The organism is Achromobacter sp. NPDC058515, from assembly GCF_042721735.1.
Lineage (GTDB): Bacteria > Pseudomonadota > Gammaproteobacteria > Burkholderiales > Burkholderiaceae_B > Achromobacter.
This window is the reverse complement of record NZ_JBHXNI010000005.1, coordinates 108,894-124,717: the sequence shown is the minus strand read 5'-3', so window position 1 is coordinate 124,717 and position 15,824 is coordinate 108,894. Positions and strand designations below refer to the sequence as shown.

Sequence of the window (15,824 nt, the reverse complement as noted above, 5' to 3'; positions counted from 1 at the left end):
GCGGTCGGAGCCGCAAGGTGTTAAAGGAACGACCGTGAATCTGAACGCGACGATCATTTTCCAGATGCTCGTGTTCTTCGTTCTGGGCTGGTTCACGATGAAATTCGTGTGGCCTCCTCTGACGAAGGCGATGGACGAGCGCCGCCAAAAAATCGCCGACGGCCTGGCCGCCGCCGAGAAGGGCAAAGCCGACTTGGCTCAAGCCCAGGCGCGCGTCAGTCTGATCGAGGCTTCTGCCAAGTCCGAAAACCACGCACGCATCATCGAGGCCGAGAAGCAAGCCGCCTCCCTGATCGAGCAGGCACGCCGTGAAGCGGAAGCCGAACGCGCCCGTATCGTGGCGCAGGCTGCCCAGGATGCCGCGCAGGAAGTCCAGCGCGCCCGTGATGCGCTGCGCGACGATGTTGCCGCGCTGGCCGTCAAGGGTGCTGAACAGATCCTCAAGCGCGAGGTTGACGCCCGCGCACACGCCGAGCTGCTGAACCAGCTCCGCGCGCAGCTTTAATCCGGGACCGTCATGGCTGAACTTTCCACTGTTGCCCGTCCCTACGCTGAAGCGCTCTTCAGCGCAGCGCGCGACGACAAAGCCGGCTTGCCGGCGTGGGCCGACCTGGTCAGCGAAATGTCGCTGGTCGCCTCCAACCCCGACGTGCGCGAGGCCATGGCCGATCCGCGTCTGGGTGACAAGCAGCGCGTCGACCTGTTTACCGGCCTGATCAAGGCCGATTTGCCGCAAGCCGCCCGCAATTTCATCGAGCTGCTGGTCGAAAACGGCCGGCTGCTGCTGATGCCCGACATCGCCACGCAATTCGTGGCGCTGCGGAATCGTCACGATGGCACGGCGCAGGCGGAAATCACCAGCGCGTTTGAGCTGAGCGACGCCCAGGTCAAAGAACTGGTTGCCGCGCTCGAACAAAAATTCGGCCTCAAGCTCAAGCCCAGCGTCACCGTCGACCAGTCGTTGATCGGCGGCGTGCGCGTGGCCGTCGGCGACCAGGTGCTCGATACTTCCGTACAAGCCCAATTGGTCCGCATGCGCGATCAGCTCGCCGCTTAAGGCTACTAACAGGATTCCAGGAGTCAATATGCAACTCAATCCCTCCGAGATCAGCGAACTGCTCAAGAGCCGCATCGAGGGCCTGGGCGCTTCGGCTGATGTCCGTACTCAGGGCACCGTCGTGTCCGTGACCGACGGTATTACCCGCATCCACGGCTTGTCCGACGTGATGCAGGGCGAAATGCTCGAATTTCCCAACAACGTTTTCGGTCTGGCGCTCAACCTTGAGCGCGATTCCGTCGGCGCCGTTATTCTCGGCGACTACACCGGCGTTTCCGAAGGCGACCAGGTCAAGACGACCGGCCGCATTCTGGAAGTCCCGGTCGGTCCCGAACTGAAAGGCCGCGTGGTCAACACGCTGGGCGAGCCGATCGACGGCAAGGGCCCGATCAACGCCAAGGCCACCGACATCATCGAAAAAGTGGCGCCCGGCGTTATCGCCCGCCGCTCGGTGTCGCAGCCGCTGCAAACCGGCATCAAGGCTATCGACTCGATGGTCCCGATCGGCCGCGGCCAGCGCGAACTGATCATTGGCGACCGCCAGACCGGCAAGACCGCCGTCGCTGTCGACACGATCATCAGCCAGAAGGGCAAGGGCGTCACCTGCGTGTACGTCGCCATCGGCCAGAAGGCTTCCACGATCAACAACGTGGTCCGCAAGCTGGAAGAGCACGGCGCGATGGAATACACCATCGTCGTGGCCGCCACGGCTTCCGACTCGGCCGCCATGCAGTACCTGGCCGCCTACGCCGGCTGCACGATGGGCGAATACTTCCGCGATCGCGGCGAAGACGCCCTGATCGTCTATGACGACCTGACCAAGCAAGCCTGGGCCTACCGCCAGGTGTCGCTGCTGCTGCGCCGCCCGCCGGGCCGCGAAGCCTACCCGGGCGACGTGTTCTACCTGCACTCGCGCCTGCTGGAACGCGCAGCCCGCGTGAACGAAGACTACGTCGAGAAGTTCACCGACGGCGCCGTCAAGGGCAAGACCGGTTCGCTGACCGCGCTGCCGATCATCGAAACCCAGGCAGGCGACGTGTCGGCCTTCGTTCCGACCAACGTGATCTCGATCACCGACGGCCAGATCTTCCTGGAAACCGACCTGTTCAACGCCGGTGTCCGTCCCGCCATCAACGCCGGTATCTCGGTGTCGCGCGTGGGTGGCGCTGCTCAGACCAAGGTCGTCAAGAAGCTGTCCGGCGGTATCCGTACCGACTTGGCGCAGTACCGTGAACTGGCCGCCTTCGCGCAGTTTGCTTCCGACCTGGACGACGCGACCCGTCGCCAGCTGGAACGCGGCAAGCGCGTGGTGGAACTGCTCAAGCAGCCGCAATACCAGCCGCTGCAAGTGTGGGAACTGGCCGTCACGCTGTACACCGTCAACAACGGCTACCTGGATGACGTGGACGTCGCCCAAGTGCTGTCGTTCGAGAAGTCGCTGAAGGATCAGCTCAAGGCCAAGCATGCGGCCCTGATCCAGCGCATCGAAGACACCAAGGAACTGTCCAAGGACGACGAAGCCGAATTGGCCACCGCCGTCCAGGAATTCAAGAAGCACGGTGCTTTTTAAGAAAGTGATGGGTTAGGCGTCCGCGACGCCTCACCCATCCTTACCGGATGGTTGAGGCGTGAGCGGAACCCATCGGCCAGTCTTCACAGGAAAGCGCAATGCCCGGAATTAAGGAAATCCGAACCAAGATCAAGAGCGTGCAAAACACGCGCAAGATCACCAAGGCGATGGAAATGGTCGCCGCATCCAAAATGCGCAAGGCGCAGGAACGGATGCGTGCAGGCCGTCCGTACGCCACCAAGGTGCGCGAGATTGCTGCGCACCTGATGCAGGCCAATCCCGAGTACAGCCACCCGTACCTGGTCGAACGCGAAGTCAAGGCGGTCGGCGTGGTCATGGTGACGACCGACAAGGGTTTGTGCGGCGGCTTGAACACCAACATCACTCGCGTGACGCTGGGCAAGCTGAAAGAGTTCGACAAGAACGGTGTTGCCGTGCAAATGACCGCCTTCGGCAACAAGGGCGTGGGCGTGCTGAGCCGTATCGGCGCCAAGCTGGTTTCCCAGGAAGTGCAACTGGGCGACAAGCCGCAACTCGACCGCCTCCTGGGCGCGATCAAGGTGCAGCTGGACGCCTACCTGGAAGGCCGCATCGATGCGCTGTACGTGGCTTCGACCCGCTTCGTCAATACGATGAAGCAGGAACCGATGTTCTTGCGCCTGCTGCCTCTGGCCAGCGGTTTGGATGATCCGTACCAGACGGGCGCCGATAGCCTGGCCAAGACCTCGGAAGTGAAGTCGGACTACAGCTGGGATTACATCTACGAACCCGACGCCCGTAGCGTGATCGACGACCTGCTGCAGCGTTACGTTGAAGGCCTGCTGTACCAAGCCGTGGCCGAGAACATGGCTTCGGAGCAGTCGGCCCGGATGGTCGCCATGAAGGCGGCGTCGGACAACGCCAAGAAGGTCATCGGCGATCTGCAACTGGTCTACAACAAGACCCGTCAGGCCGCGATCACCAAAGAAATTTCGGAAATCGTAGGGGGCGCTGCCGCCGTTTAAGGCAGGCAGCATCCCGTCAAAAGCTATCAAGCAAGGAATCGACATGAGCAACGGAACCATCGTTCAGTGCATTGGCGCCGTGGTGGATATTCAGTTCCCCCGCGATCAGATGCCCAAGATCTATGAAGCGCTTACTCTGGCCGACGACGAGGGTTCCTCGTTCGCCGAAAAGGGTCTGACGCTGGAAGTGCAGCAACAGCTGGGCGACGGCGTGGTGCGTACCATTGCGCTGGGCTCCAGCGACGGTCTGCGCCGCGGCATGAAGGTCGCGGGCACGGGCGCCCCGATCTCGGTGCCGGTCGGCACCGGCACGCTGGGCCGCATCATGGACGTGCTGGGTCGTCCCATCGACGAAGCCGGCCCGATCCAGCACGAAGAAAAGCGCGGTATTCACCAGCCGGCTCCCCGTTTCGACGAACTGTCGCCGTCGGTGGAACTGCTGGAAACCGGCATCAAGGTTATTGACCTGGTGTGCCCGTTCGCCAAGGGCGGCAAGGTCGGCCTGTTCGGCGGCGCCGGCGTGGGCAAGACCGTCAACATGATGGAACTGATCAACAACATCGCCAAGCAGCACAGCGGCTTGTCGGTGTTCGCCGGCGTGGGTGAGCGTACCCGCGAAGGCAACGACTTCTACCACGAAATGGAAGAGTCGAACGTTCTGGACAAGGTTGCGATGGTGTTCGGCCAGATGAACGAACCCCCGGGCAACCGTCTGCGCGTGGCGCTGACCGGCCTGACGATGGCCGAGAAGTTCCGCGACGAAGGCCGCGACATCCTGTTCTTCGTGGACAACATCTACCGCTACACGCTGGCCGGCACCGAAGTGTCCGCACTGCTGGGCCGCATGCCGTCGGCCGTGGGCTACCAGCCCACGCTGGCTGAAGAAATGGGCAAGCTGCAAGAGCGCATCACGTCGACCAAGACGGGCTCGATCACTTCGATCCAGGCCGTCTACGTCCCCGCGGATGACTTGACCGACCCGTCGCCTGCCACGACCTTCCAGCATTTGGACTCCACCGTCGTGCTGTCGCGCGACATCGCCGCCCTGGGTATCTACCCGGCCGTGGATCCGCTGGATTCGTCCAGCCGCCAGCTCGACCCGCAAGTCGTCGGCGAAGAGCACTACGCCGTTGCGCGTGGCGTGCAGCAAACGCTGCAGCGCTACAAGGAACTGCGCGACATCATCGCGATTCTGGGCATGGACGAACTGTCGCCTGACGACAAGCAAGCCGTGGCCCGCGCCCGCAAGATCCAGCGCTTCCTGTCGCAGCCGTTCCACGTGGCCGAAGTGTTCACCGGTTCCCCCGGCAAGTACGTCCCGCTGGCCGAAACCATCCGTGGTTTCAAGATGATCGTGAACGGCGAGTGCGATGCCCTGCCGGAACAGGCCTTCTACATGGTCGGTTCGATCGACGAGGCCTTCGAGAAGGCCAAGAAACTGCAATAAGGAACCGATATGGCTACCCTGCATGTGGATGTGGTCAGCGCAGAGGAAGCGATCTTCTCCGGTGAGGCGAAGTTCGTGGTTCTGCCTGGCGAAGCGGGTGAACTGGGCATCTTGCCCGGCCACACCCCGCTGATCTCGCGCATACGCCCCGGAACGGTCAAGATCGTTCGTGCCGACCAAGGCGAGGAAAACATCTTCGTCGCCGGGGGTATCCTGGAAGTTCAGCCGGGCAGCGTGACGGTCCTGGCCGACACGGCTATCCGTGCCGCCGACCTGGACGAAGCCCGCGCCCTGGAAGCGCGCCAGAAGGCCGAACAGGCCCTGGCCAACGCCAAGGACAAGGCTGACATCGCTGTCGTCGAAGCCGAACTCGCCATGCTGGCTGCGCAAGCCATCGCGGCGCGCAAGCTGCGTCAAGGCGGCCGTTCGCACTAAGCGGCAAAGCAGTGCCCCGGGGTTCGCCCCGGATTGAAAAAAGCGGCCCGCGGGCCGCTTTTTTCATGCGCGTACGCCTGGCCTGGCGGTCCGGCAACCGCGCCAGGCGGCAACCGCAATGCGTTCACTACGAATAGCTGGCCCGCTTCTGCAACAGTAGCCTTCAGTTTTGCGATGCGAGCGGAGAGGGCGGCATGCGAGACGTGCTGGATTGCGGGGTGCTGCTGGCGCACGGCCACGAAAGGGCGATGGACGACTGGGTAGCGGCCCAGCAGGCCAGGCTGACGCGCGTGCGGCTGCACCCGGTGCCCCTGGCGCCGCGGCCACGCCAGGGCGGCGCGGAGGTCGCGCCGCCGTCCCCGGACGCGCTCGCCCGCCTGGCCCTGGCGCTCAGGCGCTACGACGGCTGCATCCTGCCCGTGGCGCCGTTCTCGCTCGCCTGGGCCCGCATGGCCCTGCAGCAGGCCGGCGACGTGCTGGCCACCCCCATCCTGCTGCTGATCCACGACATGAAGGCGCCGGCCATCCTGGATCTGCTGAACCTGGGCGCGGCGGACTTCATCGCGCAGCCGGCCTGCGCCGAAAGCATGCGGGTGCGGCTGGGCCGCCTGGGCAGGCAGGCTCCCTGGCGCGACGCCGATCACGCGGCCGCCGGCGTGCAAGAGTTCCCGGCAAGCTATCTGGGCGCGGAAGCGGCCGGCGGCGCCGGCTCAGGCTGGGAGAAGGCCGCGGCGGCCTCCCGGCCCCGGGTCGCAACCAAGGTCATGGAGCACGCCTTGGTCAGCATGCGCCACCAGCCTGAGCACCCGCTCCAGCATCGGCATGCGGCCCAGGAGTCCTTCCGCCTGGCCAAGGCGCGGGTGGTGGACGGGTTCGAGCGCGAATACATCCGCCACGCCCTGTCGCGCCACGGCGGCAACGTGGCGCAGGCCGCGCGCGCCTGCTCCAAGCACAGGCGCGCGTTCTGGGCGCTGATGCGCAAGCACAGCATCGAGGCCGCGCCTTACCGCCGGGCCGCGCACGGACGGGACTTGTAAGCGGGGACGCGCAGCCTGCCGCCGGGCGGGGCTTGCGCCGGCGCAAGCCCGGATCCCCGGGCGGGCGCCCCGAGTCAGCCAGGGGAAGTAAACTCACGGCTTCCGATCATCGAGGCTAGTCGTGTCCGCTCCCCGTTTGAAGAACGATGTGTTCTTGCGCGCCCTGCTGCGCGAACCCGTGCCATACACTCCCATCTGGCTGATGCGCCAGGCGGGTCGCTATTTGCCCGAGTACCGCGAGACGCGCGCGCGCGCGGGTTCGTTCATGGGCCTGGCCCAGAATCCGGACTACGCCTCGGAAGTCACGCTGCAGCCGCTGGAGCGCTTCGACCTGGACGCGGCCATCCTGTTCTCGGACATCCTGACGGTGCCTCACGCCATGGGCCTGGGCCTGGATTTCGCCGAGGGCGAAGGCCCGCGCTTTGCACACCCGGTGCGCACCGAGCAGGACGTGGCGCGCCTGGCGGTGCCGGACATGGACAAGCTGCGCTACGTCTTTGACGCGGTCGGCGTGATCCGGCGCGACCTGGACGGCAAGGTGCCGCTGATCGGCTTTGCCGGCAGCCCCTGGACGATTGCCTGCTACATGGTCGAAGGCAAGGGCAGCGACGACTATCGCCTGATCAAGACCATGCTGTACGCGCGCCCCGACCTGCTGCATCGCATTCTTGAGATCAACGCCGAGGCCACGCTGCAGTACCTGAACGCGCAGATCGCCGCGGGCGCGCAAGCCGTCATGCTGTTCGACAGCTGGGGCGGCGTGCTGGCCGACGGCCTGTTCCAGCAGTTTTCCCTGGCCTATACCCGCAAGGTCGTGGCCGGCCTGACCCGCGAGCGCGAAGGCCGCCGAGTGCCGGCCATCGTCTTCACCAAGGGCGGCGGACAGTGGCTGGAAGAGATCGCGGCCTGCGGCTGCGACGCCGTGGGCCTGGACTGGACGGTGGATCTGGCGGCGGCCCGCCGCCGCACCGGCGACTCCGTGGCGTTCCAGGGCAACCTGGATCCGATGGCGCTGTTCGGCGGCGCTTCCGCCATCCGCGCGGAAGCGCGCCGCGTGCTGGACGCTTTCGGGCCGGTGGGCAAGGGCGGCCATGTCTTCAATCTGGGGCATGGCATTTCGCGGTTCACTCCGCCGGACGCCGTAGCCGAACTGGTCGATGAAGTCCACCAACACAGCCGGACGCTGCGGGGGTAAGTGAGTGAACGCTTCGGCCCCAAGGGCCGAAGCGGCGGGGGCTCCCGCGGGGACTTGTGCACAATAAAATCTTGCTCAGGGAAAACCCTCTAGAAGCTGGTTTACAATCTTGAAAGCCGCTATAACTCACTGTTTTATAACGTGAAATTCGAGTTTTCAACAGGAATGCAACAGTTGGCGCATTCTTGCCATATTCCAATTTCTGATGTTCCCCCAGCCTTTTCCCCAAAGTTATCCACAGGCAGGAGCTGGAGGCGGCGCGCGTCCGGAGGCCACAATACCCCGGCGGCGGCGCCCGCCGGCCCTCATCCTTTCAGCTAGGTCTTTTTCGTTATATGCCCCCTTCGATCCTCCATGTCTGACGCGCAGGCCAATACGAATCCCGCAGGGGTCTGCTGGGTCCGCGTGGCGCTGGACGTGCCCTTGCCCGGCCCCTTCGACTACCGCAGCGAAACGCCGGTTACGGTCGGTTTGCGGGTGATCGTTCCGTTTGGCCGGCGCAAGATGATCGGGGTGGTGGTGGACAACCCGGCCGAGCCCTCGTTCGACCCGAAGCAGATCCGGCCGATCGAGGAAGTGCTGGAGGACCTGCCGCCTTTTGACGAAGACTGGCTGCGCATGGCGCGTTTCGCGGCGGACTACTACCAGCGGCCGTTGGGCGAAGTGATGCTGCCCACGCTGCCGCCGCCGCTGCGCAAGCCCACGGCATACCAGGGCAAGCGCTCCGCGGGCGGTCCGGTGGCGCGGCTGGACGGACGCAAGCGCAAGACTGTCCGCGCGCCGGTCACGGCCGACCTGCCGCCCGAGCTGAACGATGCCCAGCGCACCGCGGTGGACACCATCGGCGCGCTGACGGGCTTCAAGCCCGTGCTGCTGCACGGCGTGACGGGCAGCGGCAAGACCGAGGTGTACCTGCGGGCGGCCGAACAGGTGCTGGCGGCCGGACGGCAGGTCCTGCTGATGGTGCCCGAAATCAACCTGACGCCGCAGCTCGAAGGCGCGCTGCGCGCCCGCCTGGAAGCCCTGGTGGGGCCGGAAGGCCTGGCGGTCATGCACAGCGGCCTGTCCGACGGCGAGCGCCTGCAGGCCTGGGCGCGCGCCCAGCGCGGCGAGGCGCGCATGCTGCTGGGCACGCGCATGTCGATCTTCGCGCCCCTGGGCAAGCTGGGCCTGATCGTGGTGGACGAGGAACACGACGCCTCCTACAAGCAGCAGGACGGCCTGCGCTATTCGGCGCGCGACCTCGCCGTGTGGCGCGCGCACGACCTGGGCATCCCGGTGGTGCTCGGATCGGCCACGCCGTCGCTGGAAACCTGGCAGCACGCCGAACGCGGCCGCTACCTGCGGCTGACCCTGCCGGGGCGGGCGCGGTCCAGCACGCTGCCGTCCATGCGGCTGGTGGATACCCGCCGGCTGCAGATGAAGCATGGCATGTCGCCGCAACTGCTCGAGGCCATCGGCCAGCGGCTGGAACGCAAGGAGCAGTCGCTGATCTTCCTGAACCGGCGCGGCTATTCGCCGGTGCTGCACTGCCAGTCCTGCGCCTGGGTCAGCAACTGCCCGCGCTGCACCGCCTTTACCGTGCTGCATCGCACCGACGGACGCGGCCATCGCCTGCAATGCCACCACTGCGGCTACCAGGCCCCCGTCCCGCATGCCTGCCCCGAATGCGGCGACCAGGACCTGGCGCCCATGGGACGCGGCACGCAGCGGGTGGAAGAGCATCTGGCCGAACTGTTTCCCGAAGCGCGCATCCTGCGCATCGACGCCGACAGCACGCGCAAGAAGGGCAGCGCGGAGGCCCTGTTCGCCTCCGTGCACGCCGGCGAGGTCGACATCCTGGTGGGCACGCAGATGGTGGCCAAGGGACATGACTTCGCGCGGCTGGGGCTGGTGGGCGTGCTGAACGCCGATTCCATGCTGTTTGCGCACGACTTCCGCGCGCCCGAGCGCCTGTTCGCGCAACTGATGCAGGTGGCGGGCCGCGCCGGCCGCCACCAGGGCAACGGCGAGGTGCTGATCCAGACAGGCTACCCCGAGCAGCCGGTGTACCAGGCCTTGCTGCGCCACGACTACGCCGGATTCGCCCGCCACGCGCTGCACGAGCGCGAAAGCACTGGCTTGCCGCCGTTCGTGTACCAGGCGCTGCTGACCGCCGAAGCGCGCGAGCTCAAGGTGGCGCAGGCCTTCCTGGAGCGGGCCCGCGTGCTGCCCGAAGGCGAGTGGGCGGCCGATTTCCCCGGCCTGGACGCGATCATGCTGTACGACCCGGTGCCGCTGCGCGTGGTGCGCGTGGCCAACATCGAGCGGGCGCAATTGCTGGTGGAAAGCAGCAGCCGTCCGGCCCTGCAGGCGTTCCTGGCGTCCTGGTCGCACCATCTGCCGTACCTGGCCAACGAAGCGCGAGTGCGCTGGCAACTGGAAGTTGATCCGCTGGAAATCTGACGACGGCGCCCGCCGATGCGCCAACGATCCGATTGTTCTATGATCATCCTCCTCTATCGCGCCGGCGCGGCAGGCCCGCCGCGGCGGCTGTGCCCGTCCCCATTTTCTCGCGTTCCCCCGGCCCGCTGACGGGCGGCCGCAAGCCCCGCGCTTGCCGGCCGCGCCCGCATTGCGGCCATCGCGATGCATGACTCTCCGACTCCAATGTCCGCAAGCGAAACGATAGCCCTAGGCATGAACCCCGCTCAACGAGAAGCGGTGCTTTACCTGGACGGCCCCTGCCTGGTGCTGGCCGGCGCCGGCAGCGGCAAAACGCGTGTCATCACCCAGAAGATCGCCTACCTGCTGCGCGAATGCGGCTACATGGGCCGCAACGTGGTGGCGCTGACCTTCACCAACAAGGCCGCGCGCGAGATGGACGAGCGCGTGAAGACCCTGGTGGACCGCAAGCTGTCCAAAGGCCTGATCATCAGCACCTTCCACTCGCTGGGCGTGAAGATGCTGCGGGAAGAGGCGCGCAATGCGGGCCTGAAGCCCACGTTCTCCATCCTGGACGCCGACGACGCCATGGCGATCATCCAGGAACTGCTGGCCACCACCGACAAGGCGCGCCTGCGCCATGTGCAAGGCATCATCTCGCTGTGGAAGAACGCGCTGCTGGAGCCGGACGACGCCGCGCGCGAGGCCATCACGCCGGGCGACGTGGAGGCCGCCAACATCTACCGCAGCTATGCCGCCACCCTGGCCGCCTATCAGGCGGTGGACTTCGACGACCTGATCCGGATTCCCGCGCTGCTGCTGGCCAGCAACGAGGAAGTGCGCACTCGCTGGCAGAACCGCGTGCGCTACCTGCTGGTGGACGAATACCAGGACACCAATGTGTGCCAGTACCGCCTGGTGCAGTTGCTGACTGGATCGCGCGCCATGTTCACGGCGGTGGGCGACGACGACCAGGCCATCTACGCCTGGCGCGGCGCCACCATCGAGAACCTGGCCAAGCTGACCACCGACTACCCCAGCATCAAGCTCATCAAGCTCGAGCAGAACTACCGTTCGGTGCAGCGCATCCTGGCGGCCGCCAACCAGGTGATCGAGAAGAACCCCAAGCTGTTCGAAAAGAAGCTGTGGTCGGAACTGGGCGTGGGCGAGCCCATCCTGGTGTCGGCCATGGACGGCGAGGAGCAAGAGGCGGAGTCCATCGCCATGAAGGTTTCTGCGTCGCGCTTCGAGCGCCAGGCGCAATGGAAGGACTTCGCCATCCTGTACCGCAGCAACCACCAGTCGCGCATCCTGGAGCAGGCGCTGCGCAACCTGAAGATTCCGTACACGATCTCGGGCGGGCAGAGCTTCTTCGACAAGGCCGAGGTGCGCGACATCCTGGCCTATCTGCGCCTCCTGGCCAACGACGAGGACGATCCCGCGTTCATCCGCGCGGCCACCACGCCCAAGCGCGGCATCGGCCAGACCACCTTGCAGGCGCTGGGCCAGTACGCGGCCAGCCGCGAGATTTCATTGCTGGCCGCCGTGGCCGAGACCGGGCTGGAGACCCAGATGGCGCCCCGCCAGCTTGAACAGCTGCGCACGTTCGCGGAGTTCATCCGCCGCATGCAGTGGCGCGCCGGACGCGGCGCCGCATCGGGCAAAGAGGCGGCGCCCGCCGAACCCGCGGGCGCGATCCTGGACGACCTGCTGGAGGCCATCCAATACGAACGCCACCTGTTCGAGCTGTTCGAGGAGCGGCCCGCGCAGACCCGTTGGCAGAACGTGCTGGAACTAACCGGCTGGCTCAAGCGCAAGGCCGAGGAAGACAACATGACGCTCTTTGACCTGGTGCAGCACGTGGCGCTGGTCACCATGCTTGAGCGCGGCGAGGAAGACGAGCCCGACGCCGTGAAGATGTCCACCCTGCATGCGTCCAAGGGACTGGAGTATCCGCACGTGTACCTGGCGGGCGTGGAAGAGGGGCTCTTGCCCCACCTGGGCAAGGACGACGAGGTCGGCGATCCGGCGCGGGCGGCCGAAAACCTGGCCACGCGCATCCAGGAAGAACGCCGCCTGATGTACGTGGGCATCACGCGCGCGCAGCGCAGCCTGAACCTGAGCTGGTGCAAGCGCCGGCGGCGCGCGCGCGAGGACCTGGTGCGCGAGCCCTCGCGCTTCATCGAGGAAATGGGGCTGGGCGACGTGCGCGTCCAGGAAGACGAGGCCACGGCAGCCATGAATCCCAAGGAACGCATGGCCATGCTGAAGGCGCTGCTGAAGAAGTAGCGGGCGCGCCGGGCGAGCTTGTAGAACAGCGCCCGTCGCTCCTACACTGGACCAGTCCGTATTGAAGGAGCGCATCATGTGCCGCTGGCTCGCTTACACAGGTAGTCCCTTGCAGATGGAGAGCGTGCTGTTCAAGGCCAAGCACTCCCTGATCGACCAGAGCCTGCATTCGCGCCTGGGCGCCACCACCACGAACGGGGACGGATTCGGCCTGGGCTGGTACGGCCGGCCGCCGGAGCCCCCATTCCGCTACCGCAGCGTGCATCCGGCCTGGAACGACCGCAACCTGCGCGAAGCGGCGCGCGCCATCCACGCGCCCCTGTTCGTGGCGCACATCCGCGCGGCCACCGACACGCCCGCGCAGGAAACCAACTGCCATCCCTTTCGCCACGGCCAGTGGCTGTTCGTGCACAACGGGCTCATCCGCGACTATCCACTGCTCAGGCGCGACCTGATGCTGATGATCGCCCCGTCGTATTTCGGATCGCTGGAAGGCTCCACGGACTCCGAGGTGATGTTCCTGCTGGCGCTGACCTTCGGCCTGGATGAAGACCCGATCCGCGCGCTTGCCAGAATGGTGGGCGCCGTGGAAGAGGCCGGCCGGCGCCATGGCGTGGCGCAGCCGATCAACATGACCGTCTGCGCGCTGGACGGCGAGCGCCTGATCGCGGTGCGCTATTCCAGCGAAGGCGACTCGCGCACCCTGTTCCACAACACCTGCGTGCGCCACTTGCGCGAGCTCTATCCCAACGATCCGCAGATCGCCGCGCTGGACGAGGACGCCTTCCTGCTGCTGTCCGAACCGCTGTCCGAGATGCCCGGCGCCTGGGAAGAAGTGCCCGAGGCTACCGCCATCATCGCCGGGCGCGGCGATGTGAGCCACTATTCGTTCGCGCCGATCCCGCCGGGCGAGTGAATCGCCCGTAAATCCTGGAAATAAGGGTCATCAAGCACGTATCGCCCATATAGGGGAGAATACGGATCGCATGACTTTGCGACGTCCTGGGGCGCGAAAGCACCCTAATTTCAATAAGGAAGTTGCATGACAGATAGCCGAACCCCGCAGGCCTCGGATGCATTAGCGGTGTTTACGCGCACGGGGAGCTCCCCGGATTGCTTTGAATTGCACGAAGAAGGCGTTGTCAGCCAGCAAGGCGACGCCCGCAGCTACACCGCATTCGCGGATATCCAGGACCTTTGCCTGTACGCCTCCCAGCCGGATGCGGCAGCAGGCCTGATCAACAGCCTGGCCTATCGCAGCCGCGCGGAAAACGCCTGGACCGTGGCGTCCGGCGTCGACGAATTCAGCAAGTTCATGGACGCGTTCCGCTCGCATTATGTCGCGCAGCGCCTGCCCGTGCTGGAAGACCTGACCGGCCAAGGCGAGCGCGTCACGTTCCGCTATATCGTGGGCGGCGACTTTCCGGACCTGCAAACGCGCGAACTGTCCCTGTCGGCGCAAGGCCTGCACATCGACGGCGCGACTTGGCCCTACGAGTCGCTCCAGCGCATCGACCTGAACGACTGGACCGAAACCGTGAGCCTGCTGGACGACAGCGGCAAGACGGTGTTTTCGTGCGTTGCCACGCGCATCCTCAGCTCCGACCTGTTTGTGAACCTGGTCTATGACCAGCTGGGACAGACGGCGGAATACGCCTGAAGCGGGACCGCCCGCAGGCGGCGCGCGCCGTGCGCGTGCCGCGCCAAGCAGAAAGGGCCGCTGTCAGCGGCCCCTTTTTATTCAATGCCCCGCGTGCAGCGCGGGATTCAAGGTGCCCCACGCAGCCGTGCGCACCAGCGCCTCCACCGCGCCGGTCTGGGAGTTGCGGCGGAACAGCAGCCCATGCTGGCCCGCCAGCGACACGGCCTTGACCACAGCGCCCTCCGGCGTCAGCACGCGCGTGCCGGCGGTGATGTAGCAGCCGGCTTCCACCACGCAATCGTCGCCCAGCGAAATGCCCAGCCCCGAGTTGGCGCCCAACAGGCAGCGCTTGCCGATGGACACCACCTGCTTGCCGCCGCCCGACATGGTGCCCATGATGGACGCGCCGCCGCCGATGTCGGTGCCGTCATCGACGGTCACGCCCGCGCTGATGCGCCCTTCGACCATCGACGCGCCCAGCGTTCCGGCATTGAAGTTGCAGAACCCTTCGTGCAGCACGGTGGTGCCGGGCGACAGATGCGCGCCCAGCCGCACACGCGCGGTATCGGCAATGCGCACGCCGCCGGGCATGACGTAGTCCGTCATGCGGGGAATCTTGTCCACGCCGCGGATCTCCAGGACCTGCCCGGTGGCGCGCAGCTGCCAGCGCAGCGCGTCCACCTGATCCACCGCGCAAGGCCCGGCCGAGGTCCACGCTACGTTGGACAGCACGTTGAACAGTCCGTCCAGATTGGCGTCGTGCGGACGGATCAGCCGATGGCTGAGCAGGTGCAGCCGCAGGTAGGCGTCATGCGCGTCGACGGGCGGCTCGTCCAGCGACGAGATAGCGGTGCGCACGGCGACGATGTCGACCTTGCGGCGGGTGTCGCGGACGAGGGCAGTGGGAACGTGTTCTCCGAGCGCGGCGCGCGCTTCTTCAGGGGTCAGATGGCGAGTGCCGGAGGCGGGGGAGTTGTCGGCCAGCGAGGGGCGCGGATACCAGGTGTCAAGGACGGAGCCGTCGGCGGCCAGGGTGGCGAGGCCGTAGGCGATGGCGCTGGTGGGGGTGTCAGACATGATGCTTTTGACTGGCGGGTTGCTTGGTGGGGACATTCTAGGCGAATGTTCCGGGCGCTGGTGGCATTACGTTTGTGCCTGCCTGGGCGACGTTTGTGGTTTCTTTTTGAGGCAGCTCGAGTTGCCTCGCCGGTGTTGCGCTGGTCTCGGTTCGTCGTAGGTCGCCCGGCGGGCAGTGGAGTTGAAATGGCGATTGGCGGTGAGCCGAAAATTCTGGGTCTGTCGTTGCTCTGCCGGTGTCTGACACCCGTGTGCTGCCGGTGTCTGACACCCGTGTGAGACAACCTTCAGCTTGAGCCGCCGTCTCATGGGTGTCAGACACCTAGTTCGCGTTGCCTCTCATGGGTGTCAGACACCTAGTTCGGGTTGCCTCGCGGGTGTTGCGCTGGTCTCGATTCTTCGTAGGTCGCCCGGCGGGCAGTGAAGTTGAAATGGCGATTGGCGGCGAGCGGAAAATTCTGGGCCTGTCGTTGCTCTGCCGGTGTCTGACACCCGTGTGAGACAACCTTCAGCTTGAGCCGCCGTCTCATGGGTGTCAGACACCTAGTTCTCATGGGTGTCAGACACCTAGTTCTCATGGGTGTCAGACACCTAGTTCTCATGGGTGTCAGACACCTAGTTCTCATGGGTGTCAGACACCTAGTTCG

General features: G+C 65.7%; 13 protein-coding genes. 12 read left to right on the top strand and 1 reads right to left on the bottom strand.

The window, feature by feature from the left end:
* Positions 1 to 34 precede the first annotated feature (34 nt).
* The 12 genes from ACFWP0_RS11330 to ACFWP0_RS11275 all read left to right on the top strand — a co-directional run bounded on the left by ACFWP0_RS11330 (position 35) and on the right by ACFWP0_RS11275 (position 14,118).
* Positions 35 to 505, top strand: a complete 471-nt coding sequence (locus tag ACFWP0_RS11330) for a F0F1 ATP synthase subunit B (protein WP_039882659.1) — start codon at positions 35 to 37, stop codon at positions 503 to 505.
* A gap of 12 nt (positions 506 to 517) precedes the next feature.
* Complete coding sequence (locus ACFWP0_RS11325; RefSeq protein ID WP_377842052.1) at positions 518 to 1,057, top strand: F0F1 ATP synthase subunit delta; 540 nt, start codon at positions 518 to 520, stop codon at positions 1,055 to 1,057.
* 28 nt (positions 1,058 to 1,085) lie between these two features.
* A complete protein-coding gene (atpA, locus tag ACFWP0_RS11320; RefSeq protein ID WP_377842050.1) occupies positions 1,086 to 2,627 on the top strand; it encodes a F0F1 ATP synthase subunit alpha in 1,542 nt (513 codons plus the stop codon).
* 98 nt (positions 2,628 to 2,725) lie between these two features.
* Positions 2,726 to 3,631 carry a F0F1 ATP synthase subunit gamma gene (gene atpG, locus ACFWP0_RS11315; RefSeq protein ID WP_377842049.1) on the top strand — a complete coding sequence of 302 codons (906 nt, stop codon included), beginning with the start codon at positions 2,726 to 2,728 and terminating at the stop codon, positions 3,629 to 3,631.
* A 43-nt stretch (positions 3,632 to 3,674) separates the two neighbouring features.
* Positions 3,675 to 5,078 carry a F0F1 ATP synthase subunit beta gene (atpD, locus tag ACFWP0_RS11310; RefSeq protein ID WP_171666857.1) on the top strand — a complete coding sequence of 468 codons (1,404 nt, stop codon included), beginning with the start codon at positions 3,675 to 3,677 and terminating at the stop codon, positions 5,076 to 5,078.
* Between the two features lie 9 nt (positions 5,079 to 5,087).
* Positions 5,088 to 5,513: a F0F1 ATP synthase subunit epsilon gene (locus ACFWP0_RS11305; RefSeq protein WP_013391134.1), complete on the top strand. Its 426-nt coding sequence runs from the start codon at positions 5,088 to 5,090 to the stop codon at positions 5,511 to 5,513.
* 194 nt (positions 5,514 to 5,707) lie between these two features.
* Complete coding sequence (locus ACFWP0_RS11300; RefSeq protein ID WP_377842047.1) at positions 5,708 to 6,550, top strand: helix-turn-helix domain-containing protein; 843 nt, start codon at positions 5,708 to 5,710, stop codon at positions 6,548 to 6,550.
* Positions 6,551 to 6,671: 121 nt separating this feature from the next.
* Positions 6,672 to 7,745, top strand: a complete 1,074-nt coding sequence (gene hemE / locus ACFWP0_RS11295; protein WP_377842045.1) for a uroporphyrinogen decarboxylase — start codon at positions 6,672 to 6,674, stop codon at positions 7,743 to 7,745.
* A 354-nt stretch (positions 7,746 to 8,099) separates the two neighbouring features.
* Complete coding sequence (locus ACFWP0_RS11290; protein ID WP_377842043.1) at positions 8,100 to 10,190, top strand: primosomal protein N'; 2,091 nt, start codon at positions 8,100 to 8,102, stop codon at positions 10,188 to 10,190.
* A gap of 204 nt (positions 10,191 to 10,394) precedes the next feature.
* The gene (locus tag ACFWP0_RS11285) at positions 10,395 to 12,458 is read left to right on the top strand and encodes a UvrD-helicase domain-containing protein (RefSeq protein ID WP_377842042.1); all 2,064 of its coding nucleotides are present in this window, start codon (positions 10,395 to 10,397) and stop codon (positions 12,456 to 12,458) included.
* 76 nt (positions 12,459 to 12,534) lie between these two features.
* The gene (locus tag ACFWP0_RS11280) at positions 12,535 to 13,374 is read left to right on the top strand and encodes a class II glutamine amidotransferase (protein WP_377842040.1); all 840 of its coding nucleotides are present in this window, start codon (positions 12,535 to 12,537) and stop codon (positions 13,372 to 13,374) included.
* A 126-nt stretch (positions 13,375 to 13,500) separates the two neighbouring features.
* The gene (locus tag ACFWP0_RS11275; RefSeq protein WP_377842039.1) at positions 13,501 to 14,118 is read left to right on the top strand and encodes a hypothetical protein; all 618 of its coding nucleotides are present in this window, start codon (positions 13,501 to 13,503) and stop codon (positions 14,116 to 14,118) included.
* Between the two features lie 81 nt (positions 14,119 to 14,199).
* On the opposite strand, the gene dapD is transcribed toward ACFWP0_RS11275, so the two are convergent.
* Positions 14,200 to 15,177, bottom strand: a complete 978-nt coding sequence (dapD, locus tag ACFWP0_RS11270; protein WP_377842037.1) for a 2,3,4,5-tetrahydropyridine-2,6-dicarboxylate N-succinyltransferase — start codon at positions 15,175 to 15,177, stop codon at positions 14,200 to 14,202.
* Positions 15,178 to 15,824 lie beyond the last annotated feature (647 nt).

Bases quoted from the DNA above. Each gene is read 5' to 3' on its own strand.
- ACFWP0_RS11325 (WP_377842052.1), top strand. From the start codon at position 518: ATGGCTGAACTTTCCACTGTTGCCCGTCCCTACGCTGAAGCGCTCTTC.
- atpA (WP_377842050.1), top strand. From the start codon at position 1,086: ATGCAACTCAATCCCTCCGAGATCAGCGAACTGCTCAAGAGCCGCATC.
- atpG (WP_377842049.1), top strand. From the start codon at position 2,726: ATGCCCGGAATTAAGGAAATCCGAACCAAGATCAAGAGCGTGCAAAAC.
- atpD (WP_171666857.1), top strand. From the start codon at position 3,675: ATGAGCAACGGAACCATCGTTCAGTGCATTGGCGCCGTGGTGGATATT.
- ACFWP0_RS11305 (WP_013391134.1), top strand. From the start codon at position 5,088: ATGGCTACCCTGCATGTGGATGTGGTCAGCGCAGAGGAAGCGATCTTC.
- ACFWP0_RS11300 (WP_377842047.1), top strand. From the start codon at position 5,708: ATGCGAGACGTGCTGGATTGCGGGGTGCTGCTGGCGCACGGCCACGAA.
- ACFWP0_RS11290 (WP_377842043.1), top strand. From the start codon at position 8,100: ATGTCTGACGCGCAGGCCAATACGAATCCCGCAGGGGTCTGCTGGGTC.
- ACFWP0_RS11285 (WP_377842042.1), top strand. From the start codon at position 10,395: ATGTCCGCAAGCGAAACGATAGCCCTAGGCATGAACCCCGCTCAACGA.
- ACFWP0_RS11280 (WP_377842040.1), top strand. From the start codon at position 12,535: ATGTGCCGCTGGCTCGCTTACACAGGTAGTCCCTTGCAGATGGAGAGC.
- ACFWP0_RS11275 (WP_377842039.1), top strand. From the start codon at position 13,501: ATGACAGATAGCCGAACCCCGCAGGCCTCGGATGCATTAGCGGTGTTT.
- dapD (WP_377842037.1), bottom strand. From the start codon at position 15,177: ATGTCTGACACCCCCACCAGCGCCATCGCCTACGGCCTCGCCACCCTG.